This window comes from Streptomyces sp. NPDC051913 (assembly GCF_044593635.1).
GTDB lineage: Bacteria > Actinomycetota > Actinomycetes > Streptomycetales > Streptomycetaceae > Streptomyces.
In genome coordinates this window covers 396,271-418,633 of the sequence record NZ_JBIUCI010000003.1, presented here as the reverse complement: position 1 = coordinate 418,633, position 22,363 = coordinate 396,271, and the positions used below count along the sequence as shown (strand labels likewise).

Sequence of the window (22,363 nt, the reverse complement as noted above, 5' to 3'; positions counted from 1 at the left end):
CTTTGCCCTCGGTGCAATCGCGAGTGGTACGGCAGCAAGCGCAAGTGGGGGAAGTGTGGACGACTATCGGGCCATCGCCGACCGGCTGGCCGACGACATCACCGCCGGACGGCTCAAGCCCGGCCAACGCCTCATGCCGCAACGCCAGTTCGCGCGACGGCGCGGGATCGCCGGGTCGACGGCGGGACGCGTGTACGCCGAACTCGTACGGCGGGGCCTGGTCGTGGGGGAGGTCGGCCGCGGCACCTTCGTGCGGGCCGCCCCGAGCGACCCCAGCGGCCGTGCCCTCATCGAGCGGGCGGGTGCCGCGCCGGTGAACATGGAGCTCAACTACCCGGTCGCGGACGGGCAGTCCGAGTTGCTCGCCCCGCTTCTCGCGCCCCTGCTGCGGCCTGACGTCCTCGCCGAGGCGCTGCTCCCGGCCGCGGCGACCGGCACCGCGCCCGCGCGGGAGGCCGTGGCGAGCCTCCTCGCGCCCACCGGCCCGCGCCCCGAACCCCACCGCGTGCTGTTCACCGGCAACGCCCGCCAGGCCATCGCCGCCACCCTCGCCTCCCTCGTCCGGCCCGGCGGCCGGATCGGCGTCGAGCCGCTCACCTACCCCCTGGTCAAGGAGATCGCCGCCCGGCTCGGCGTCGTCCTGGTGCCGCTGGCCGCCGACACGGACGGGCCGCTGCCCGAGTCCGTCCTCGCCGTCCACCGCACGGCCCCGCTGTCCGCCCTCTACCTCCAGCCGACGCTCCACAACCCGACGTCCCTGACCATGAGCGACGAGCGGCGGCGGCAACTCGCGCGGGTCGTCGGCGACTTGGGCCTGCCCGTCGTGGAGGACCGCATCTGGTCCTTCCTGCACCCCGACGCCCCCACCCCGCTCGCCGCCCATGCCCCCGCCCTCACCCACGTCGTCGACAGCCTGTCCAAGCGGGTCGCGCCGGGGCTCACCGTCGGGTTCGCGGTCGTACCGGAGCACCGGGTCGACGCGGTCGCCGCCGCGATCCGGTCCGGCGGGTGGAGCGCGGGCCGGTTCGCGCTGGAGGCGGCCGTGCGGCTCATGGCGGCCGGGGTGGTGGAGCGGCTCGTCGAGGCGAAGCGGGCGGACGCGGCGCTGCGGCAGCGGATCGTCGGCGAGGAGCTCGACGGGTTCGCCGTACGGGCCCATCCGCAGGTGTATTACGCCTGGTGGGAGCTGCCCGCACCGTGGCGGGCCGACACCTTCACGGCCGCCGCGGCGGCGCACGGGATCGCCGTGACACCGGGGCCCGCGTTCGCCGTGGACCCGCACCGGACGCCGGACGCGGTCAGGCTCGGCCTGGCGTCGGCCGCGGTGCCGGATCTGCGACGGGCGCTGCGGACACTCGCCGACGTCGCGCGTAGCGGGCGGTGAGCCAGGTCGCGCAGGCCGCCGTGAGACCGAGGGCGACCAGCAGCCAGGAGACCGTGCGCAGGGTGGCCGTGAGGGCGTCGTAGATGACGCCGGCGGCGCCGCGATGGTCGTCGTCGGGCAGGTCGGCGAGGGTCATCCGGCGGCCGAGGGCGACCGCGAGCCCGAGCAGCGCGCCGCCGAGCGCCGTGCCCAGCGAGGTCGCCGTCACCGCGCGGCGTCGGCAGGCGGCGACCGCGATGCCGGCGGCGGCGAGGACCAGCGCGCTGACGGGCAGCCAGAAACCGGCGAGGTCGAACGGCACATAGGCGTCGGTGAGTTGACGTCTGACCTGGGCCAGCTCGACGGTCACCCAGTACGCCGCCCAGGCCGACACCACACTGAACGGCACGAGCAGACAGGCCAGGGCGATGAGCGTGGCCGAGAGGGCGTTGCGAAGACGTGGACGCACCTCTTCAGGCAACGGCGCGGGCGACGCCGCCGCGAGCGGGGTGACTCCATCCGGGCGTACGGCGTCACACCCCGGTCCCCCCAAGCCCTCCCGCTCTCCGGTGGAGGGTTCACCCGAACGGGTGTTTCCTGGTTCTGGGGAGAAGGAGGCCGATTCATGCGCACCACTCCGGCCCTGCGGACCCTGGCCGCGGCCCTGCTCACCGGCGGCACTCTCGTCGCCGCGGGAGCGGGCACCACGGCCGCAGCCGCCACCCCGCCGACCTACGCCGACGGACATGGCGGAGGCGGCGGATCCGGCGGTCCGATCTGGGGCACCATCGTCTCCGGCGTCGACCTCAATGTGAGAGCCGCGCCCACCACACACTCGCCCGTCGTGGACCAGCTCTCACCCTGGAGCCAGGACCGCGTGGACTGCAAGGTCCAGGGGCAGAGGGTCAACGGCAACCCTTACTGGTACTGGCTCGTCGGCGCCCAGGGATGGGCGAGCGCCGAGTTCGTCGACACCGGAGGGCAAGGGGTGCCGAGCTGCTCCGATCCGTGTCCCCAGTGGAAGGACGGCTCCTGGACCAACTGGGACGACCCGTACGAGAACGACTCCTGGAGCGTGTCCGCTTCCGGGACCTGGACCTTCTCCGGCTCCTTCAGCTGGAGTGTGACCGGGTCCTCGGTACTCGCCCCGGGCGGGTGATGAGAGAGAGGGAGACAGAAGGGCCCGGCAGCTGCTGCCGGGCCCTTCTGCCGAGCTCGCCGAGGCGTCAGCGGATGCGGTTGCCCTCGCCGTCCTCGCGCGTGTAGTAGCGGTAGAAGAACACGGCGAAGACGCCCGCCGTGACCACCAGTCCGAGCGCCGCGGACCGCAGCACGCTCTCGCCGGTCTGGCTGTAGAGGAAGCCGACCGCCGCGCCCGCGAACGCGGACTTCACCAGCGAGTGCAGTTCGCGCTTGAGCAGCGGGGCGAACGTCGCCACCGCGATGCACAGCACGATGAACGCCAGCGCCGTCACAAAGCCGAACAGGATGTTCCAGCCGGTGATCTCGCCGCCGCCGCGCCGGTTGGCGGCGGCCCAGTAGCCGTAGACGAGCCCCAGGACGACGGGAATCCCGTACCGCGCCGCCAGGTGGACCTGTGGGCTGAAGACATCGGGCGAACCGCCGGCCATTCGGACCGGGCCGCCGGACGCGGGTGCCGCATGAGCCATGAGAGGACTCCTCTCTCCTCGCCCCCGCCTACCAGAGCACACCTGGGAGAGGGGCCTGGCAAGTCGGAGTGCGGGCCCGGTCGCCCCGTGCTTCGCTGACGTGCATGAAGCACGGGCGAGGGCCTGTCCGGCGGATCAGGCCGCAGGAAACCGGCGCCACCGCATGTGGCGCCGGTGAGCGGGGCTCGGCGCGACGGGCATGCCGGACCCCGCGTCTGCGGCACGATCCGCCGGACAGGCCCTAGGCCGATGAGAGGGCGGCGGCGGGGGCCGGTCGTCCGGCTGTCCCGGCCCGGCGGGGAGTACGACGTCCGGCGCCGCCACCAGCTGCTGCGGATCCGGGGGCACAGCGTCGCCTGGGTGCCGCCGCTGCTGGTGCTCGTCGCGATCACGGCGATCGACTTCAACACGGCCGGCGAGTTCCGGATGATCTCCTGGGTGGTGCTGGTCCCCGGTATCGCCGCCGCGATCTGCGGGGTGTGGGGCACCGCGGCCTTCGCCGTGCTGGCGCTCGTGACCTACTTCTTCGCGGACACGTCCTACCCCAGCCGGTACGAGAGCTCCCTGCCCGACTTCATCCTGGTCGGCGTCGGCGGTGTCCTCGCCGTCCTGGCCTGCGCGGTCCGGGTCCGCGGCGAGCGGCGTCTGCTGCACATGCGGGACATCGCCGACACCACCCGCCGCACCGTGCTGCGCCCCCTGCCCCCGGACTGGGGCGGCCTCGACCACGCGGCCGTCTATCTGGCCGCCGACGTGGAGGCCCGGGTCGGCGGCGACTTCTACGACGTCCAGCAGGGCCCGCACGGCACCCGGGTCCTCGTCGGCGACGTCCAGGGCAAGGGGCTCGGCGCGGTGGAGGCGGCGGCGGCCCTGCTCGGCACCTTCCGCGAGGCGGCGTACCACGAGGAACTCGGCACGGTGGCCGAGCGCCTGGAGATCCGCATCCTGCGCCACGGCCGGCATCTCACCGCCCTCGGCCGCGACGACGGCGACCGCTTCGCCACCGCCGTCCTGATCGGTTTCCCCGACGACGAACGGGACGTGGTGGACGTCGTCGTCTTCGGCCACGAGCCCCCGCTGGTCGTGGGCCCCGACGGCGTACGGCACCTGCCGGCCGGCCATGGACTGCCGCTCGGCCTCGGCGAACTCTCCGACGACGGGCCGCCGCCCGTACAGCGCGTCCCCCTCGGCCCCGCCGAGACGCTGCTGATCACCACCGACGGGGTCACCGAGGCCCGGGACGCCCAGGGCCGGTTCTATCCGCTCGCCGCCGAGGTCGCCGACGCCGTCGCCGCCGATCCGCGGGTCTCCGAGCCCCGCCGCCTGGTCGCCCATGTCCGCGACGGCACGCTGCGGCACAGCGGCGGGCATCTCGCCGACGACACCACGGTGTTCGCGGTCCGCCGCTCGCCGCCGGCGACGAGCGGGACCGGAACCGGCCGAACCGGAACCGGCCGAACCGGAACCGGCCGAACCGGAACCGTCCGAAAGGGACGTTCGCAGTCCTGAGGCCCACCTTTGCAGCCGCAGCGGTTACGGTGCTGCCGTACGTGATCGACGGGGGATGGGGAGGGACCGATGCCCGGAACCGTGCTGCTGCTGGCCGTCGCACCGGCGGGCAAGGGCTGTCTGGTGGACGCCGCGTCCGTCCTGCCCGTCCTCGCGGCCGTGCCGCCCGCCGTGCTGTCCGGCGCGGACACCGCCAACGTGGTCGAGCTCGCGGACCCGTTGGAGCCGCAGGCCGTGCTGACCCGGCTGCGCGCCGCCGCCGCGGCCCCGGGACCGCTCACCGTCTTCGTCACCGGCCAGCTCCAACTGGACCGCCGACAGCGGCTGCCGCATCTCGCCCTCGCCCGCACCACCCCGGCGACGGTCCGCTACAACGGGTTCCCCTGGCACTGGTTCAAGGACGAGCTGCGGCTGCGCCCGGCCGGCGCGACCGCCTTCGTCCTCGATCTGCACGCCGACACGGAGACATGGGAGTGGCTGCGGGCCAACCCGCTGGAGACCGGCCGCAACAACGCGGTGTACGGGCGGATCGCGCCGCCGCCGTCCCGGCGGAGCCTGGGCACGCCCGCGTACATGAAGGCGGTCGCGACGATCCTGAGGAGTGGGCACCGGCCGCCGCTGGACCAGTTGCACCAGCAGGCGCTCAGCCGCCTCCCGCAGGAGAGCGTCGGCTACGTCCTGAGCGCGCAGGGCCCCGAGGCCGGCGACCCGCACGCCTTGATCTCGGCCGCCGTCGCCGCCCGGCGCCACGGCGACGCCGACGCGCTCGCCGCGCACCACGAGCTGAACGCCGTACGGGCACATGGCCCCGCCTCCGAGGAGGCGCTGCACTGGAGTGAGGTGCGGGCCGATCTCGCGATGTTCGCCGGGGACCCGGTGCGCAGCTGCCGGGCGTGGCTGGCGGTGGCCACCACGCGGCTCGGGGCCGGGCAGGCGCCGGACGCGCCCGCCGTGGAGTCCGCCGCCGACCGCGCCCACCACCAGTGGGGCCGTATCGACGACCCGGTGCGGGCCCGCGAACTGGGGCCCGCGCTGGCGGAGTTGAGGGCACGGGTGCCAGGGCGCCGGGAGGGCGCCCTGGACCATGTGCACAAGCACCTCAGTCAGTTGCAGACGCTCAGCTCGTGAAGGTGAAGTACTTCCAGCCGCCGTACGTCGTGGTGTTGACGCTGTCGCCCGAGCCGCTGACATAGGAGTTGCGGACCCGGAAGCGGACGCCCTTGGGCGGGGTGCCGGTGAGCTGCACGGCGGACTTGCCGGCCGAGTCGAGCTTGAAGTACTCGCGGTACGTCGTCACCCAGCTGGTGCCCGACCAGTACTGGACCTGGAGGAGCTGCTTGCGGCCCCCGTACGGCGGCAGCGTCGCGGTGACGACCGGGTCCTTGGACTGGCGGAAGAACAAATACGTGTGGTTCCAGGTGTACTTGGACTTGTAGGCGCCGCTGACCGACGTGGAGATCGACACCTTGGCGCCGACCGTGCTCTGCGTCGACTTCGGCGCGTAGCGGGCGTCGCCCGCGAACTTCGCGGTCAGCTCGGTCTTGCGCTTGAGGTCCACGACGACGGACAGGTTGCCGTCGGAGTTGACGGTGCCGGTCTTCACCAGCGTGTTGGGCTTGTCCGCGCCGTACGGGTTGGCCCAGATCTCGACCGTGCGGTTCTTGTACGTCGCACCGAGGTGCGCGGTGAACTTCACGTCCTGGCCGTACGAGTAGACCTTGCCGTTGTTGTTCAGCGTCAGGGTCGGGGTGGCGCGCGAGACGTCCACGGTGTCGGAGGCGGTGGCCGCGGTGTGCGTGGCGTCGCCCGCGTACGTCACCGTGTACTTCACCTTGGCGCCGGCCGGCGGGACGTCCGTGAAGCTGAACTTGCCGCCCGTGCCGAGGGACTTGGTGCCGAGGGACTTGCCGTTCGGCGACTCCAGGTCGGTGCGGGTGACCGTGACCGGCGTGCCGGCGGGCAGGGCCAGGTTGGCGGTGAGTGTGCCGGTCACCGTCAGGGTCTTGGCCCGGGGCGCGGAGGCGGGGGCGTTGACCTTGAGCGTCGCCGCGTACTTGCGGGGCTCGTCGATGACGCGGAACTGGGGCGTGTAGTAGGTGTCGGTGACGAGGAACAGCTTGCTGCCGTCCGCCGACCAGTTGGTGAGGTGGCCGCGCGGCATCCATTCGCTCGTCAGGTTGCGCACGTTGGCCGGCCGGTTCTCGTCCGTGGCGAAGACGTACGTGTCACCGGCGTCGTCCGTGTCGAGGACGGTGGCGGCGACCGTGCCGTCCGGGGCGACGCTGACCGACTCCGGCTGGGAGGCGATCGGGAACGTGCGCACCGTGGCCAGGTCGGAGAGGCGGTACTCGACGAGGCCGCTGCCGGCCGTGATCAGGTTCTGTCCGTCCGGTGTGAGGGCCGCGTCGTGCGGGAAGCCGCCCTTGTCGTCCTGGACGCGGATCACCGGCGTACCGGAGGCGATGTCGTAGACGATGACAGGACCGGAGCTGATGCCCGCGTCTAGGGCGACGAGGGTGCCCGGGTTGTCCGGGTCGGCGAGCAGCACCGGCGGGCTGGCGTAGTCGTGGCCCGCCGAGAGGTCGAGGGTGACCGTGGGCGTCTCGGCGGTCAGGTCGACCACGCCGAGCCCGGAGTCCCACTGGTCGCCGTAGCCGAACCACAACTTGCCGTCGGCGTAGGCGACATGGGAGGGGATGGTCCCGGCGCCGGTCGCGTACTCGGCGGTCCGCGCGAGGGTCGCCGTGTCGAACGCGACGATCTTGTCGGCGCCGTAGACCGCGGCGTACAGCGTGCTGTCGTCCGGGCTGAGCGTCAGGTCGCGGACCTGGGGCAGACCGGTGAGGGTGCCGACGACGGCACCGGTGCCGTCGGTGACGGCGATCTGGTTGGTGGACGGGTCGCTGATGAACACCCGCTGATGGGTGCCGTCCACGACCGTGTCGGACGCGTCCTCGATCGCCGAGACGGGCCTGACGGAGTCGGCGAACGCCGGAGTGGCGGTGAGGGCCGCCGAGCTGAAGAGGACCGCCAGTGTGGTGGCGGCCGAGAGGGAGCGCATACGCACTTGGGTTTCGAACCCCCCGGAACGAATGTGGAGGCCGCACGCGGCAGGTCACGTGCGGGACCTGTGCGTCGCGTGTGGCGAGTGAGCGAAGAGTAAGTCATGCCACGGACAACGACGGCACAGGGGTCACATGTGGGCCAGGGCGCCCGCGACGAGGGCCCGCACCCCCGGTCCCACCACCGACAGGTCCGGCGCGAAGTGCGGGCTGTGGTTGCTGGGGACCGCGTCGAGCTTCGCGAACAGGTCGTCGCCGCCGGGCGCCGCGTCCCAGGTCGCGGCCGGGGTCGTCGTCACGAACCAGTAGGCGTACGGCTGCCCGTCCGCGGCCAGCAGGGAGAAGTCCTCGCTGCCCATCGCCGGGCCCGGGTCGAACACCGTGCCGTCGCCGAAGACCTCGCGGTGCACGGCGGCCACCCGCCGGTCGGCCTCGGCGTCGTTGACGGTCGCGGGGAAGGAGCCGCCGAGCGTCACCTCCGGTTCGCGCGGGCAGCCCGCGGCATGGCACTCGCCCTCGGCGATACGGCGGATCGCGGCGAGCATCCGGTCCCGGACGGCCTCGGACCGGGTGCGCAGGTTGAGGGAGATCCGGGCGGTGGACGGGATGATGTTCGGCGCGCTGCCCGCCTCGATGCGGCCGACGGTCAGCACGGCCGACTCGCGCGGGGCGATCTCCCGGCTGACGACGCTCTGGAGCCGGGTGACGAGGTACGCGGCCGTCACCACCGGGTCGACGGTCGTCTCCGGCCGTGACCCGTGCCCGCCCCGCCCGTGGACGACGATCTCGACGTCGGTGGTGGCGGACAGGATGAGCCCGGGGACGTGTGGATAGAGCCCCAGCGGTCCCGGTGCCGCGTGCTGCCCGAGCAGCACGTCGGGGCGGGGTACGCGCGCGTGGAGCCCGTCCGCGACCATCGCCGCCGCCCCGCTGCCGGTCTCCTCGGCGGGCTGCCCGACGACGACCAGGGTCCCGTTCCAGGCGTCCCGCCCGGCGGCCAGCGCCCGGGCCGCGCCCGCCAGCCAGGTCACGTGCAGATCGTGCCCGCACGCGTGCATCACGCCGTCGGTCTGCGAGGCGTACGGCAGCCCGGTCTCCTCCCGCACCGGCAGCGCGTCCATGTCGGCCCGCAGCAGCACGACGGGCCCGTCCCCGTTGCGCAGCACTCCCGTGACACCGGTGCCGCCGATCCCCTCGACGGTGTCGTACCCGGCCGCCCTGAGCCGCTCGGCGAGGCGGGCGGCCGTCCGGTGCTCCTGGAACGACAGCTCGGGGTGGCGGTGCAGATCCCGATAGAGCTCCTCCAGATCGGGAAGCCCGAGATCGGCGGTCAGATCCAGCGCGGTACGAGCGGCGACGGAGGTCATGCGGGGCAGCGTATGCCGACCGGCGTCCTCAAGCAGCGCCTTGAAGGGGCGCGGTCATGGCGGGCGACGTCGAGGCGGCCGCCGACGCAGAGGGGGGAGTGCGCGTCGACGGCCGCCGTGGGAGGGGCCGTGTCTCAGAACGCCGGGATGGCGTTCTTGGCGGCCGAGTCGGCCTCGCGGGCCTTGTTGATGTTGTCCTGGAGGTTGCCGGTCAGCGGGAAGTTGGCCCGGCCCCAGTAGTTGTGGTCCTTCGCGTTGGTGTTCCACAGGGCGTTGCGCGGGGTGTCGTCCATCATGTTCATGTCGACCAGGGCGGGCTCGTCCCACGTGCCGTTGCCGTAGACCCGCGGGACCTCGCCCCACTTGGCGAAGCGGAAGGCGTGGGTGCTGGAGCCGTCCTTGTGGTAGACGATCTCGACGCGGTTGCCGCTCATCGGCACCTCGCTGATCGCCGGGTGTCCTCGGTGCGCGGGCTGACCAGCAGCCATCTGGCCGTCAGCCCCGACGGGCGGCTCCTGGTCGGCGACAACCGCGTCGCCTCCGGCGGGAGGAGCACCGGCCGCAACCTCGTCCAGGGCGACCAGATCGGCGCCCTCGCCTTCAGCGCCGACGGCGCCCTGCCGGCCGTGGGTGACCAGACCGGGCGGGTCGCGCTGTGGGACGGGGCGGTCGAGCACCGGGCGGGCATCCTGCGCAACGTCTTCCCGGCGCCGCGCGGCGACACCCCCGAGGCGGTCACGGCCCTCGCGTTCAGCCACGACGGCCGCACGCTCACGGTCGGCGGCGACGCGGGCGGCGTACAGCTGTGGGACGTGCCGAGCCGGCAGCCGCTGGGCGGACCGCTGACCACACCGGGGGAGCGGATCGAGTCCCTGGCCTTCGCGGCCGACGGCGGGACGCTGTACGCCGGGAGCCCGCACGTCCCGCTCCAGCGGTACGTCGTCGATCCGGAGCGGGCGGCGCGGACGGTGTGCGCACGGGCGGGCGGCGCGGGGCTGACGCGGGCGCGGTGGACGACGTACGTGCCGGACGTGCCGTACCGGGAGGTGTGCGGCGATCGCTGACGCCCCGGCTTGATGGAACCTTTACCGGGGCAGGGGCGTTGTGCGGATGAGATCACTCAGACGAGTACCGAGGTGACGTCAATGGCACTGTTCGACCGGCTCAAGGACCAGGCCAAGGGCTTGCAGCAGCAGGTGCAGGGCGGCGGACACGGCACGAGCGGTGGACACGGCAGCGGTTCGCGCGGGGGCTCTCACGGCGGCGGCTCGCGCGCCCAGCTGGTCGGTCTGTTCAAGACCCAGCTCGGCTCGATCAAGACCGAGCTGAAGAGCGGCGCCTACCGGGACGCGAGCATGGCGATGTGCGCGCTGGTCGCGGCGGCGGACGGTCAGGTGGACGCGTCCGAGATGCAGCAGATGGAGTCCATGATCCTCAGCAACGAGGTGCTGCAGAACTTCCCGCCGGAGCAGCTGCGCACCCGTTTCCACAAGCATGTGGAGCAGCTCACCCGCAACTTCGCGCAGGGCAAGTCCGAGGCGCTCCAGGACATCGCCAAGGCTGCCAAGAAGCCGGCCGAGGCGCGCGCGGTCGTCCAGACCGGCATCGTCATCGCGGGCGCCGACGGCCACTTCTCGCAGGCCGAGCAGATGGTCCTGCGCGAGGCGTGCACGGCGCTGAACCTGAACCCGGCGGAGTTCCAGCTCTGACCGGGAACTAGTCCCGCTGGAGCTGCTGGACCTGGCCGACCTGGTCGGCCCGGTGGTCCTCCGACGCCCGGGCCGGCCCTGCGTTCGCCGCCAGGACCAGGGCCGCCACGGCGACCACGGCGGCTATGACGCCCCTTGCGTAACGCTCGGTGGTGCTGGTGCTGCGTTCGAGCACGACGACCTCGCAGTGACGACGGTGACGACAGCGGTTACGGCTTTCCCCCGCCTATTTACGTACTGCCTATTAAGCAGGCTTAATACGCCGTTTAACCTAGAGCCCGGCGGAGCCGAACGGCAAGAGGCACAGGGGGAGTTGGCCCATGTCCGACCGTGACGACCCGGAGACCATCGGGCGCAGGGTGCAGCACCTCAGGGTCGAACGCGGGCTGACCCAGCGGCAGCTGGCCGAGCCCGCCTACACCGCCGCCTACGTCTCCACCCTGGAGTCGGGCCGGGTACGCCCCTCCGACCAGGCGCTGCGCCATCTCGCCGACCGGCTCGGCGTCGGCTTCGACGAGCTGGCCACCGGCCGCCCCGCCCGCCTCGTCACCGATCTGCGGCTGCGGCTCATCGAGGCCCAGCGCACCCTCGCCACCGGTGACACCGAGGAGGCGGCCCGCAGTTACGCCGCACTGCTCGCCGAGGCCGAGGAGCTCCAGCTCGCCGAGGCGCGCTACGACGCCCTGATCGGGCTCGGCGAGTCGGCCGTGGAGAGCGGTGAACTCATCGAGGGGCGGCAGTACTTCGAGCGGGCCGAACTGGTCCTCGCCGACGCCCCGCTGCCCGCCCGGGTGCCCGCCCTGCGCGGCCGCGCCCTCGCCCACTACCTGGCCGGTGAACTCCGCTACGCCGTCTACCTGCTGGAGTCCACCCTCGACGAACTCAACCGCGGCGGCCTCCACGACCCCGACGCCCTTCTGCTCCTGTACGCCAGCATCATCGGCCCGTACATGGACATGGGCGCCCACGCCCGTGCCGCCCAGGCCGCCGAACTCGCCCTCGCCCTCGCCCCGCAGGCCGGCGATCCGGCCCTGGTCGCCCGGATGCACCGCTCGGTCGCCCGCACCCTCATCGCCGAGGGCCGCGTCGCCGAGGCCGACGCCTCCCTCGCCAAGGCCGCCGAGCTCTACCGCGGCCTCCAACTCCGTACGGAACTGGCCAACTGCCACTGGATGCGCGGCTACGTCTGCGCACAGAACGGTGAACTGGAGCGCGCGGAAAGCGAGTTGAGACAGGCGCTCGCCATGCTGTCCGCCAAGCGCGCCGCCCTCTACTCCAGTCAGGCCGCCGTCGAGCTGGCCGACGTACTGCACCGCCGCGGCAAGTCCGACGAAGCCGCGGCCCTCCTCCACGACGTCCTCGGCGACCTGTCCTCGGAACGCGGCGCCGTCCACTCCGCCGCCGCGCACCGGCTGCTCGGCATCATTGCCGAGGACGCCCGCGACCCGGAGACCGCCGAGGAGCACTACGTCCGCGCCCTGAGCCTGCTGGAACGCGCGGGCGCCGCCGGCGACCTGGCCGACCTGTGCCGTCTGCTGGGCGATCTGCTCCGCCGCGAGGGCAGGGTGGAGGCGGCCCTGGACGCCTACCGCACGGGCCTCGGCCACCGCACGGCCCCGGGCACCACGACCCTGGGCCCGGCACCCGCACAGCCTCCTCTATGACCGTCCCGATCCTGCGCACAGGACCCGCCGGTTAGCCTGCGCGAGGACGAGAGGGCAGGTGTGGAGAACCAGCGGAACATGGCCGCCGACGGGCTGCGGATCGCCGTACGCGCGCTCGTGTACGCCGTCGTCGGCGGGGCCGCGCTCCTCGCCATCGCGACCGTCGCCTCCGTCCTCGGCCCGACCCTCGCCCTGGACCTCTACACCCCGCCGGTCGCCGCCTGGTGGACGGTGTTCACCGCGATCACCGTGCAGGGGGTGCCGTTCCTGCTGCTGGGCACCGTCGTCTCCGCGGCCATCGGGGCGTTCGTGCCGGAGCGGGTCTTCACCCGGCTGCTGCCCCGCAACCAGGCCCTCGCCGTACCGCTCGCGGGCGCGGCGGGGGTGGTGCTGCCGGGGTGCGAGTGCGCGTCCGTGCCGGTGGCCGGAAGCCTGATGCGCCGCGGGGTCGCCCCGGCCGCCGCCCTCGCCTTCCTGCTCTCCGCGCCCGCGATCAACCCCGTGGTGCTCGTCGCCACCTCCCTCGCCTTCCCGGCCCAGCCCGGTATGGTCCTCGGCCGGCTCGTCGCCTCGCTCGCGACGGCCGTGGTGATGGGCTGGCTGTGGGCCCGGTTCGGGCGGGAGGAGTGGCTGCGGCTGCCCAAGCCCGCCGCCCCTTCCGGCAAGGGCCTGCGCGCCTTCGGAGCCGGGCTGGAACACGACTTCCTGCACGCCGGCGGTTTCCTCGTGCTCGGCGCGGGGGCCGCGGCGACCTTCAACATCGCCGTACCGCGGTCCGTGCTCGACCTGTTCACCGGCTCTGCCTGGCTCTCGGTGCCGCTGCTGGCCGTTCTCGCGGTCGTCCTGTGCGTGTGCAGCGAGGCGGACGCCTTCGTGGCCGCCTCCCTCAGCGGCTTCTCGCCCACCGCGCGCCTCGCGTTCATGGTGGTCGGCCCGATGGTCGACCTGAAGCTGATCGCCTTGCAGGCGGGCACGTTCGGGCGGGCCTTCGCGGTCAGGTTCTCCGCGGTGACCTGGGTGGTCGCCGTCCTGAGCAGCGTGCTCGTGGGGTGGTGGCTGCTGTGAGGCGGTACGGTTCCGCGCTGCTGCTGATCCTGGTCGGCGCGGCGATCCTGCGGATCTCGGCGTTCGGCGAGCTGTATCTGCGCTATGTGCGGGCGGGGCTGCGCCCGTACCTGGTGGTCTCCGGGGCCGCGCTGGTCCTGCTGGGCATCGCCATGGCCGTCGTACGACGAACCGGGCACGGGCGCGAGGACGGCCATGGGGACGAGGGCGGCCATGGGGACGAGGGCGGCCATGGGGGCCACGGTCCCCGTACCGCTTGGCTGCTCGTCCTCCCCGCGCTCGCCCTGCTCCTCTTCCCGCCGCCCGCCCTCGGCTCCTACAGCGCCGAACGCGAGGCCGCGCAGCGCGCCGCGCAGGGGGTCGGGACGTTCCCGGCGCTGCCCGCCGGGGACCCGGTGGAGCTGACCGTGGGCGAGTTCGCCTCCCGGGCCGTCTACGACAGCGGGCGGTCGCTGAAGGGCCGCACGGTGCGGCTGACCGGGTTCGTCACCCACGGTGACGACGGCACCTGGTACGTCACCCGCCTCCTCGTCTCCTGCTGCGCCGCCGACGCCACCACCAGCAAGGTCGAGATCCGCGACGCCGACCCGCTGCCCGCGGACACCTGGGTCACCGTCACCGGCACCTGGCACCCCGAGGGCGGGCTGGGCACCGACTCGGCGTGGCCGCCGGTGCTGGACGCCGCGACGGTCGTCCGCGTGAAGCAGCCGGCGGACCCGTACGAGAAGCGGTGAGCCGACCGGCCTGGGGGCGCGGGTGACGGGGCGGCGGGAGGCGCCCCGGTCGGGGAGGTGCGGGCGGCTCCTGCACGGGATGGACGTCGTGTGCGACGCAGGGACGGGTCCGTGGCTATGACGAGGTCTACCAGGCCGTCGGCATGACGAGGTTCGACGGCGACTGACCGACGCGGGGAGCGCCGCCCCGCCGCGCGTCCGCCGGTTCACACCTGCACGCGGGCCTGCTTGCGTACGTCCGTCAGACGCTTGGCGGCGAGTTCGGCGACCGCCTGGGTGATCTCGGCGTAGACGTCGCCGAGACCGCCGTTGGTGAGGAGCAGCGCGTCGTCGCCGATGCGCACGGCGGCCACGTCGAGGGTGAGCGTGGTCTCCTCGCCGTCCGCGTTCTGGCTGGTCAGCGTCGTCCGCAGGGCCTGCCGGGCGTCCCCGATCCCCGGCAGCCGGCCGTCGACCACGGCCGCGTTCTGCACGACGCCGGTGCCGGTCGCCGCGGTGAACGTCCCGCACTTCTTGGGCAGGGTCTTCAGCCAGGCCATCGTCCGGTCGGCGTCGGTGGGCCGCACCGCGACGACCTGGTGGTGCAGCTGGGCGTCGTCCCAGGTGTCGTCGAGCCCGGTCGCGGCCCGCACATGGGCGCTCGTGCCGAAGAGCCGCTCGGAGTAGAGGGCGTCGAGCAGCTTCTGGCAGTCGGGCTTTTTGGTGGTGGCCTTGAGCAGCCCGTCCCGCCAGGTCGCGGCGCCCGCGGTGGGGGCCCAGGGCTCCCCCAGGTCCGTGTAGGTGATGAGCGCGGCCTGCGCCTGGGAGGGGGTGAGGGCGGGCGCGGAGGCGGGGGTGGGGGGTGCGGTGGTCCTGGTGGGGGAGCCGGAGGGACTGGCGGAGGTGGTGGCCGGGGCCGCCTTCTCCGTCCGGATGGCCGAGCAGGCGGTGGCGGCGAGGGGGAGGACGAGGGCGACGGCGAGGAGGGCGCGGCGGGTCATGCCTCAACGGGAGCATCGCGGGTGGGAGGCCACCACCGGTCCGGGCTGTATGGGTTACGCGGCTCGCGCCCAGCAGTTCCTCCGGCAGCTCGGCGCCGTACGCTCAGCCGCCCTCCACCACCGACAGCCACAGCTTCACGTACCGCTCGACATCGACGGCCAACGCCACGTCCACCATGCGGAGTTCACGCTCGCCCTCGTGGATCTCGGCCTCCCCGGGCCGCGGGCGCCGGTCGACGATGGTCTGGCCGCGGGTCGGGCCGGGGGCGAGGGAGACCTCGACAGGCAGGAGGCCGGTGGTGATGCCGCCGGGGTCGGCGACCGCGCACACCGCCCCCGCGTCCCCGAGGCCGCCCGTCGGCGTGGGATCGCCGGACGTGGCCGGGTCGCGGTGGGCGAGCAGCTCGCCGGCCAGCCGCAGCCGGGGGTCGGAACTGCCGCGCAGCCGCTGGACGTCCGCGGCGGGCACGATGACCTGACGGAAGACGTCCAGGCCGTACATGGTGATCGGCACCCCGGCGGTGAGCAGGATCGCGGCGGCCTCCGGGTCGTGCCACACGTTGAACTCGGCGACCGGCGTGGCGTTGCCGACCTCCACCGCGCCGCCCATGAACACGATCCGCTCGATGTTGCGGGTCACCTCGGGGTGGGTGCGCAGCAGCAGCGCGATGTTCGTCAGGGGGGCGGTGGGGATCAGGGTCACCGGCCGCGGCGAGGCGAGGATCTCCCGCCGCAGCAGGGCGACCGCGTCGAGGTCGACCGGGCGCCGGGTCGGCGCGGGCAGCCCGAGGTCGCCCATGCCGTCCTGTCCGTGGACGTGCGAGGCCGTGCGCACCGGCTCGATCAACGGCCGCTCGGCGCCCCGCGCGACCGGGATGTCCCCGGCTCCGGCCGTCTCCAGCACGGTCAGTGTGTTGCGTACGACCCCGTCCACGTCGGTGTTCCCGGCCACGCAGGTGATCGCCCGCACGTCGAGGCCCGGGTGGCGCACGGCGAACAGCAGGGCGAGCGCGTCGTCGACCCCGGTGTCGCAGTCGATGATCACGGGAATGGGCTGGGCGGTCACGGGGACTCCTTCCGTCGTGTGCCCGACCTTACGCAGCCGCCCACAGTTCGGCGCCGCGAGTCCGAGCGACGGCCCCGGCCCTCGCCAGGAGTTCGTCCACCGGTACGGCACCCGGCCGCCGCCCGTCCCTGAGTCGTACGGCGGCCAGATCGCCGTCGGCCTCCCGCGCCCCGACCACCGCGACGTACGGCACGAGCCGCGCCTCTCGGACGCGGGCGCCGAGGGTGCCCTGCTCGGGTCCGGCGAGCTCGGCCCGTAGCCCGAGGTCGAGAGCGCGCCGTACGACCCCTGCGGCCTGCGCGTACTGCTCCTGCGCCACCGGCAGGACGACCAGCTGCACGGGCGCGAGCCACACTGGGAACGCCCCGCCGTGTTCCTCGACGAGATGTGCGACGGCGCGCTCCACGCTGCCGATGATGCTGCGGTGCACCATGACCGGGCGGTGCTTGGCGCCGTCGGGGCCGATGTAGTGCAGGTCGAAGCGTTCGGGCTGGTGGAAGTCGATCTGGACGGTGGAGAGGGTGGACTCGCGTCCTGCGGGGTCGACGATCTGCACGTCGATCTTCGGCCCGTAGAAGGCGGCCTCGCCCTTCACGGCCTCGTAGTCCACCCCCTCCAGCACCTCTTCGAGGAGCGCGGTGGCCCGCCGCCACAGCTCCGGGTCGGCCACGTACTTGTTGCCCTCGCCCGGCAGGGACAGCCGGTACTTGGCGGCGCGGATGCCGAGGTCGGCGTAGGCGCGGCGGATGAGGGCGAGGGCGGCGCGGGCCTCCTCGACGGCCTGGTCGAGGGTGCAGAAGACATGGGCGTCGTTGAGCTGGATGGACCGGACGCGGGTGAGACCGCCGAGGACGCCGGAGAGCTCGGAGCGGTACATGCCGCCCAACTCAGCCATGCGTAGCGGGAGTTCGCGGTACGAGTGGGATCGCGACCGGTAGATGAGGGCGTGGTGCGGACAGAGGCTGGGCCGCAGCACGACCTCCTCGCTGCCCAGCTGCATGGGCGGGAACATGTCCTCGCTGTAGTGCGACCAGTGCCCCGAGATCTCGTACAGCTCCCGTTTCCCGAGCACCGGCGAGTACACGTGCCGGTAGCCGGCGGCCCGCTCGGCCTCTCTGACGTACTCCTCCAGGGTGTGCCGTACCACGGCGCCGTCCGGAAGCCAGTAGGGCAGCCCGGCGCCCATGAGGGGGTCGGTGTCGAACAGGTCGAGTTCGCGGCCGAGTCGGCGGTGGTCGTGCATGGCGGGTTCCTCTCCGGTGGGGACGAGAGGGCGGGCCCCGTACAGCGAAAAACCCCGGGGCACTCGCCCCGGGGTTCGCGTCAGCTCAGGTGTCAGCGCGCCGGGACCATGTCCGGCGTCGTCGTGGAAGACGGGTTGGCGCGCTTCATGGGGGGACCGTAACAGGGGGCCGGGTGAGCGGCGAACGGTTTTCCGGTGCCGGGCGCGGAAACGGAAAATGCCGGGCGGGCCGTCCCCTGGCCCACCCGGCATCCGTTCAAGCACCGCTTACGCGCGCGTGGCCTTCCGGCGCCGCGTGGCGAGGACGATCGCGCCGCCGCCCAGCAGCAGCGCCGCCGCGCCGCCCGCGATGATCGGGGTGTTGCTGCTGGCGCCGGTCTCGGCGAGGTCGTCGCCGCCGCCGTTCGGGGTGGCGGCCGGGGCGGTCGAGGACTCCGAGGCGGACGGGGCCGGCTCGGAGGCGGACTCCGAAGGCGTCTCCGAGGCGGAGGGGGTCGGGGTCTCGGACTCGGACGCCGGCGGGGTGGTCTCCTCGGCCGGGGTGGACTCCGAGGCCGTCGGGGTCGGGGTCGGCGTCGGGGACGGCTGCGAGGTGCAGTCCTTCGTGCCGCCGTTCCAGGCCGCGATCAGCTTGTCCTTGATGACCGGGTGGTCCGGGCCCTTGGGCAGGTCGCCGTGCTGGAAGCCGTCGTTGGCGTCGAGCTTGCCGTCGAACTTCGTGTTGCCCCGGTAGAGGTCGATCTGGGCGTAGCAGCCCTGGTCGGGGATGGCGATGTCGAGGGAGTCGCTCTGGCCGGCCTTGACGGTCACGGTGTCGAAGTCGTGGAAGACCTGCTCGCCGGAGGTGGCGAAGGTCGGACCGTGGGCACGGTAGGAGGCGAGCGAGGCCGTGCAGGTGGACGCGTTGCCGGCGGTGCGGACCGTGACGTGGACCTTGCCGTCGTCGGTCGGCTTGAGGTTCTGGTCGTCGACCTTGACGGAGGGGAAGAAGTTCTTGCCGTCGAGGGAGAACTCGCACAGCTCGGTGCCGGTCTCGGTGCCGGCGCCCGTGCCGGGCTTGTAGCTGCCGCCGTCGTCCCAGCCCTTGCCGCCGGGGCAGTCGGTGGCGGAGGCGACGGAGGCGGTGAAGGCGCAGATGGCGAGCGTCGCGGCGCCCGTCCCCAGCAGGCGGCGCACGGTGACACGTCTCGCTATGGACATGCGGATCCCATCAGGGTGGAGTGGTCAGAAGAGCACTGAGAAAACTCAGAAAACACTGGGCTCATAGGTCACATGCGCCACAGTGTGCGGCCATCGTGGATCTCGGCCCGGAACACTGTCAACCTGCGGGAATGCAAGCCCTGTTCAACCGTCATCACAATTTCGCCACACGGGGAACGGAAGACTCCGCCCATGGCCGAGGTTCGCCCTTCCACCTGTGTGGACAGATTCCCCTTTGTTCGCCTTTTCCGCCCGCACGGAACAGCCAGGAGCTCCGCTTGACCTCCGACCTCTCCCCCAAGGACCCGAACTGGTGGCGACAGGCCGTCATCTACCAGGTCTACCCCCGCAGCTTCGCCGACGCCGACGGTGACGGCCTCGGGGACCTGAAGGGCATCACCCAACGCCTCACCCACCTCGCCGCCCTCGGTGTCGACGCCCTGTGGCTGAGCCCCTTCTATCCGAGCGAACTCGCCGACGGCGGCTATGACGTCGCCGACTACCGGGACGTCGATCCCCGCCTGGGCACCCTCGACGACTTCGACGCGCTGGCCGCCGAGGCCCACCGCCTCGGGCTCAAGCTCATCGTCGACCTCGTCCCCAACCACAGCTCGCACCGGCACGTGTGGTTCCAGGAGGCCCTCGCCGCCGGACCCGGCTCCGCCGCCCGCGCCCGCTACGTCTTCCGCGACGGACGCGGCGCGCACGGCGAACTCCCGCCCACCGACTGGCAGTCGGTCTTCGGCGGCAGCGCCTGGAAACGCGTCCCCGACGGGCAGTGGTACCTGCATCTGTTCACGCCCGAGCAGCCCGACTTCGACTGGGACAACGACGAGGTCCGCGCCGACTTCCGCACCACCCTGCGCTTCTGGTCCGACCGGGGCGTGGACGGCTTCAGGGTCGACGTCGCCCACGCGCTCGCCAAGGACCTCGCCGAGCCCCTGCGCGACCTGGGCGCCGCCGCACTCGGCGGCGAGGACGCGCTCGCCGAGTTCCCGCCCGGCACCCACCCCTTCTTCGACCGCGACGAGGTCCACGAGATCTACCGCGACTGGAGGACCGTCCTCGACGCCTACCGCCCGCCCCGCATGGCCGTCGCCGAGGCCTGGGTGCCGAGCGCGACGAGGCGCGCGCTGTACGCCCGACCTGAGGAACTGGGCCAGGCCTTCAACTTCGAGTACCTCCAGACACCGTGGGACGCCGACGCGCTGCGCCGGGTCATCACCGACTCCCTCGCCGGCGCCCGCGAGGCGGGCGCCTCCGCCACCTGGGTGCTCTCCAACCACGACGTCGTACGCCACGCCTCCCGCCTGCTGCTCCCGCCCGGCACCGACGAGAACGCCTGGCTGCTGTCCGGCGGCCACGCCCCCGGGATCGACACCGCCCAAGGGTTGCGCCGGGCTCGCGCCGCGACGCTGCTGATGCTGGCGCTGCCGGGGTCGTCGTACGTCTACCAGGGTGAGGAACTCGGCCTGCCCGAGGTCGCCGAGCTGCCCGTCGAGGTGCTCCAGGACCCCGTGTGGGAGCAGACGGGGCGGGTCCGCAAGGGCCGCGACGGCTGCCGGGTGCCGCTGCCGTGGACCCGGACCGGGCCCTCGTACGGCTTCGGCGCGGGCGGCGCCTGGCTGCCGCAGCCGGAGAGCTTCGCGGCCTACGCCGTCGAGGCGCAGGAAGGCGTCGAGGGCTCGACCCTGGAGCTGTACCGCACGGCCCTGAAGCTGCGCCGCAAGCTGCTGGAGGGGGAGGAGCTGACCTGGACCGACGACAGCCCGGCCGGCGTGCTGGACTTCGCCCGGCACGGCGGCTGGCGGTGCGTGACGAACCTGTCGCAGACGGCGGTCGCGCTGCCGGAGAGTGAAGTGCTGGTCACCAGCGGCCCGTTGGAGGACGGGCTGCTGGGACCGGACACCACGGTGTGGCTGGCCTAGAAGGGCCCGGCTGGAACGGTCAGCCGATCGTCGGGCTCGGGGTCGTGCCCGCGCCCGCGGCCTCGCCCGGGATGGCGATCGGGGTGGACGTCGGGCTCGCCGGCGGGCTCAGGACGACCATGGGGGCGCCGGGCTGGGGGGCCGGCGGGGTCAGGTCGGTGGCGGGCAGCTTGGGCGGGGTGGTCTGCTGGAAGAGGGCCTGGTCGAAGTTGACGAAGCCGGTCTTCTCCATGACCGTGATGTGGTCCAGGACCGTGTTGTTTGCCATGTCCGCCAGCGAGCGCACCAGCGAGTTCTTGGTGGTGGAGCGGACCTTCGCGATCGTGTTGAAGATCGAACCGTGGGTGATGCGCAGGATGTTGGCGAAGTTCGAGTCGAACTCCCGGCCGGAGCTGGAGTCGATGGTGTTCACGAAGCCCTGCTGCTGCGGGCTCGCCACGTTCGGCAGGGTGACGTTCAGCATCGGGGCGATCTTGCGGCAGGCGGCGTCGAGGGCGGCGTGCCCGTCGATGAGGTGCCGGCCGGCCTCCTTGACCTCGGGGGTCGTGCCCTTCTCCTGCGCGATCTTGCCCAGCGGGTACTCCCACAGTCCCGCCGCCCGCACCTTCACCACGAAGTCCCGGTCCTGCTCGGTCAACGGCCCCCACTGCGTCTGGGCGATGACGCGGTCCTGGGCCGTGGACACCTGGTTGAATCCGAGCATCGTGGGGTAGGCGAGCGCGACGATCGTCAGGCTGAGCGCACCGCCCACGAAGAGCGTTCCCGTCGCGTTCCGCGAAAAGCGCACCGTGGCTCCTGTCCGGTCGGGGGTCGTACGACCCTGTGTACGGACGAGGGGCCACGGTTGTTCACGCTGTGACCGGGGCCACGACGAACACGCGACGGCCCCCATCAATCAGGCGACGGCTTCCGCCATACGGCCGCACAGCGCGCGTTCCCGGCGGCGACGGACCGCGACAATCGCAGCCAGGGGTGGCACCGACCGACCGATCTCGTCTCGACAGGGAGCCGCACACCATGAGCAGGTTCAGGAACACCCTCGCCCCGGCGGTCGCGGCGGTCGCGCTCACCGCCCTCGGCGCGATCACACCCGGCGCCGCCCACGGCCGTGAACTGTGGGGCGACGTCACGATCCTGCCCGGCCGGGCGGGCATCGTGCAGATCGCCGGGTACGAGGGGGACCAGCTCGGCCCCGGGTCCCGGCTGACCCTGACCGCGCCCGAGGGCGCCGAGGTGACCGACACGCCCCTGGCGGTGTCCGGCTACCGCGGCACCGTCGACACCGACCGCGACAGCGCGTCGTACACCTGGACCGGAGCGGTCGAGGGCCGGCCCTGGCACGGCCGTTCGTTCCCCTTCGTGCTGGCCGTGCCCGCCGACGCCGTGCCCGGCACCCGGCTGGAGGGCTGCGCGGTACGGCTCACCGACGTACGGGGCACCCGCAAGGAACGGGGGAGCTGCGCGGTCACCGTCGGCCTGCCCGAGCCGACCCTGACCCGGCCCGCCTCGGGTGTCGCGCTCGGCGCCCGGCCGGGGGCGGGGGGCACGGCCTACCCGGGCGCGCAGATCACCGTCCGGTACGAGGACACGCAGGACGCGGGCGTGACCGGGCAGGGCCCTGACCTGGGGACCGAGGTGTGCACGGCGACGGCGGGTCCGGACGGCACATGGTCCTGCGCGCCGGCCACCGCGCTGCCGTCCGGCCCGGGACGGCTCCAGGCGACGGCGTCCTACAACGGGGTCGCCGCGGTGAGCGAACAGATCTACGTGGTGGTGGGCGAGCGACGCTGAGCGCGGCCGGCG

At 72.9% G+C, this 22,363-nt stretch carries 22 protein-coding genes; 11 read left to right on the top strand and 11 right to left on the bottom strand.

The genetic code is table 11. The features are described from left to right. Window positions 1-55: 55 nt before the first annotated feature. Window positions 56-1,384, top strand: coding sequence for a PLP-dependent aminotransferase family protein (locus ACIHIX_RS10960; RefSeq protein WP_399952971.1), 1,329 nt, complete (start codon window positions 56-58; stop codon window positions 1,382-1,384). On the opposite strand, the gene ACIHIX_RS10955 is transcribed toward ACIHIX_RS10960, so the two are convergent. Continuing rightward, window positions 1,299-1,832, bottom strand: coding sequence for a hypothetical protein (locus ACIHIX_RS10955; protein WP_399952968.1), 534 nt, complete (start codon window positions 1,830-1,832; stop codon window positions 1,299-1,301). The two genes, ACIHIX_RS10960 and ACIHIX_RS10955, sit on opposite strands and share 86 nt — an antisense overlap. A 156-nt stretch (window positions 1,833-1,988) precedes the next feature. Here ACIHIX_RS10955 and ACIHIX_RS10950 point away from each other — a divergent pair, with 156 nt between their 5' ends. Then, on the top strand, window positions 1,989-2,522 hold the full coding sequence (locus ACIHIX_RS10950; RefSeq protein WP_399952965.1) for an SH3 domain-containing protein: 534 nt from the start codon (window positions 1,989-1,991) through the stop codon (window positions 2,520-2,522). A 67-nt stretch (window positions 2,523-2,589) separates the two neighbouring features. Here the strand turns inward: ACIHIX_RS10950 and ACIHIX_RS10945 are convergent, their stop codons facing one another. After that, a complete protein-coding gene (locus tag ACIHIX_RS10945) occupies window positions 2,590-3,033 on the bottom strand; it encodes a hypothetical protein (RefSeq protein WP_399952962.1) in 444 nt (147 codons plus the stop codon). Between the two features lie 249 nt (window positions 3,034-3,282). On the opposite strand from ACIHIX_RS10945, the gene ACIHIX_RS10940 reads away from it, so the two are divergent. Together ACIHIX_RS10940 and ACIHIX_RS10935 are read left to right on the top strand one after the other, a co-directional pair. Then, window positions 3,283-4,542 (top strand): PP2C family protein-serine/threonine phosphatase, encoded by a 1,260-nt coding sequence (locus ACIHIX_RS10940; protein WP_399952960.1) that lies wholly within the window; start codon window positions 3,283-3,285, stop codon window positions 4,540-4,542. Window positions 4,543-4,611: 69 nt separating this feature from the next. Then, window positions 4,612-5,670 carry a hypothetical protein gene (locus tag ACIHIX_RS10935; protein ID WP_399952957.1) on the top strand — a complete coding sequence of 353 codons (1,059 nt, stop codon included), beginning with the start codon at window positions 4,612-4,614 and terminating at the stop codon, window positions 5,668-5,670. On the opposite strand, the gene ACIHIX_RS10930 is transcribed toward ACIHIX_RS10935, so the two are convergent. The 3 genes from ACIHIX_RS10930 to ACIHIX_RS10920 all read right to left on the bottom strand — a co-directional run bounded on the left by ACIHIX_RS10930 (window position 5,660) and on the right by ACIHIX_RS10920 (window position 9,405). Then, on the bottom strand, window positions 5,660-7,603 hold the full coding sequence (locus tag ACIHIX_RS10930) for a YncE family protein (protein WP_399952955.1): 1,944 nt from the start codon (window positions 7,601-7,603) through the stop codon (window positions 5,660-5,662). The genes ACIHIX_RS10935 and ACIHIX_RS10930 overlap by 11 nt on opposite strands. Before the next feature lie 132 nt (window positions 7,604-7,735). Next, window positions 7,736-8,971 carry an amidohydrolase gene (locus tag ACIHIX_RS10925; RefSeq protein WP_399952952.1) on the bottom strand — a complete coding sequence of 412 codons (1,236 nt, stop codon included), beginning with the start codon at window positions 8,969-8,971 and terminating at the stop codon, window positions 7,736-7,738. Window positions 8,972-9,105: 134 nt separating this feature from the next. Next, a complete protein-coding gene (locus ACIHIX_RS10920; protein ID WP_399952949.1) occupies window positions 9,106-9,405 on the bottom strand; it encodes a hypothetical protein in 300 nt (99 codons plus the stop codon). 30 nt (window positions 9,406-9,435) lie between these two features. Between ACIHIX_RS10920 and ACIHIX_RS10915 the strand changes: the two genes are divergently transcribed. Both ACIHIX_RS10915 and ACIHIX_RS10910 read left to right on the top strand, forming a co-directional pair. Then, complete coding sequence (locus ACIHIX_RS10915; RefSeq protein WP_399952946.1) at window positions 9,436-10,035, top strand: WD40 repeat domain-containing protein; 600 nt, start codon at window positions 9,436-9,438, stop codon at window positions 10,033-10,035. 81 nt (window positions 10,036-10,116) lie between these two features. Then, window positions 10,117-10,680, top strand: a complete 564-nt coding sequence (locus tag ACIHIX_RS10910) for a tellurite resistance TerB family protein (protein ID WP_399952944.1) — start codon at window positions 10,117-10,119, stop codon at window positions 10,678-10,680. A 7-nt stretch (window positions 10,681-10,687) separates the two neighbouring features. Here the strand turns inward: ACIHIX_RS10910 and ACIHIX_RS10905 are convergent, their stop codons facing one another. Continuing rightward, window positions 10,688-10,855 (bottom strand): hypothetical protein, encoded by a 168-nt coding sequence (locus tag ACIHIX_RS10905; RefSeq protein ID WP_399952941.1) that lies wholly within the window; start codon window positions 10,853-10,855, stop codon window positions 10,688-10,690. 145 nt (window positions 10,856-11,000) lie between these two features. Between ACIHIX_RS10905 and ACIHIX_RS10900 the strand changes: the two genes are divergently transcribed. From ACIHIX_RS10900 to ACIHIX_RS10890, 3 genes are all read left to right on the top strand, one after another. After that, window positions 11,001-12,344 (top strand): tetratricopeptide repeat protein, encoded by a 1,344-nt coding sequence (locus tag ACIHIX_RS10900; protein WP_399952938.1) that lies wholly within the window; start codon window positions 11,001-11,003, stop codon window positions 12,342-12,344. A 78-nt stretch (window positions 12,345-12,422) separates the two neighbouring features. Beyond that, window positions 12,423-13,409, top strand: coding sequence for a permease (locus ACIHIX_RS10895; protein WP_399953782.1), 987 nt, complete (start codon window positions 12,423-12,425; stop codon window positions 13,407-13,409). Further along, on the top strand, window positions 13,406-14,143 hold the full coding sequence (locus ACIHIX_RS10890) for a TIGR03943 family putative permease subunit (RefSeq protein ID WP_399952936.1): 738 nt from the start codon (window positions 13,406-13,408) through the stop codon (window positions 14,141-14,143). Before ACIHIX_RS10895 ends, ACIHIX_RS10890 begins: the two co-directional genes overlap by 4 nt. A gap of 206 nt (window positions 14,144-14,349) precedes the next feature. Here ACIHIX_RS10890 and ACIHIX_RS10885 read toward each other — a convergent pair whose 3' ends face one another. From ACIHIX_RS10885 to ACIHIX_RS10870, 4 genes are all read right to left on the bottom strand, one after another. Then, window positions 14,350-15,123, bottom strand: a complete 774-nt coding sequence (locus tag ACIHIX_RS10885) for a hypothetical protein (protein WP_399952933.1) — start codon at window positions 15,121-15,123, stop codon at window positions 14,350-14,352. Window positions 15,124-15,226: 103 nt separating this feature from the next. Further along, window positions 15,227-16,189, bottom strand: coding sequence for a nucleoside hydrolase (locus ACIHIX_RS10880; protein WP_399952930.1), 963 nt, complete (start codon window positions 16,187-16,189; stop codon window positions 15,227-15,229). 28 nt (window positions 16,190-16,217) lie between these two features. Next, window positions 16,218-17,432 carry a threonine--tRNA ligase gene (gene thrS, locus ACIHIX_RS10875; protein ID WP_399952928.1) on the bottom strand — a complete coding sequence of 405 codons (1,215 nt, stop codon included), beginning with the start codon at window positions 17,430-17,432 and terminating at the stop codon, window positions 16,218-16,220. A 267-nt stretch (window positions 17,433-17,699) separates the two neighbouring features. Then, the gene (locus tag ACIHIX_RS10870) at window positions 17,700-18,632 is read right to left on the bottom strand and encodes an LAETG motif-containing sortase-dependent surface protein (RefSeq protein ID WP_399952925.1); all 933 of its coding nucleotides are present in this window, start codon (window positions 18,630-18,632) and stop codon (window positions 17,700-17,702) included. Window positions 18,633-18,910: 278 nt separating this feature from the next. On the opposite strand from ACIHIX_RS10870, the gene ACIHIX_RS10865 reads away from it, so the two are divergent. Then, on the top strand, window positions 18,911-20,560 hold the full coding sequence (locus tag ACIHIX_RS10865; protein WP_399952922.1) for an alpha-amylase family glycosyl hydrolase: 1,650 nt from the start codon (window positions 18,911-18,913) through the stop codon (window positions 20,558-20,560). Between the two features lie 19 nt (window positions 20,561-20,579). Here the strand turns inward: ACIHIX_RS10865 and ACIHIX_RS10860 are convergent, their stop codons facing one another. After that, a complete protein-coding gene (locus ACIHIX_RS10860; RefSeq protein ID WP_399953779.1) occupies window positions 20,580-21,311 on the bottom strand; it encodes a DUF4142 domain-containing protein in 732 nt (243 codons plus the stop codon). Between the two features lie 266 nt (window positions 21,312-21,577). On the opposite strand from ACIHIX_RS10860, the gene ACIHIX_RS10855 reads away from it, so the two are divergent. After that, window positions 21,578-22,351: a carboxypeptidase regulatory-like domain-containing protein gene (locus tag ACIHIX_RS10855; RefSeq protein WP_399952919.1), complete on the top strand. Its 774-nt coding sequence runs from the start codon at window positions 21,578-21,580 to the stop codon at window positions 22,349-22,351. Window positions 22,352-22,363: the final 12 nt, after the last annotated feature.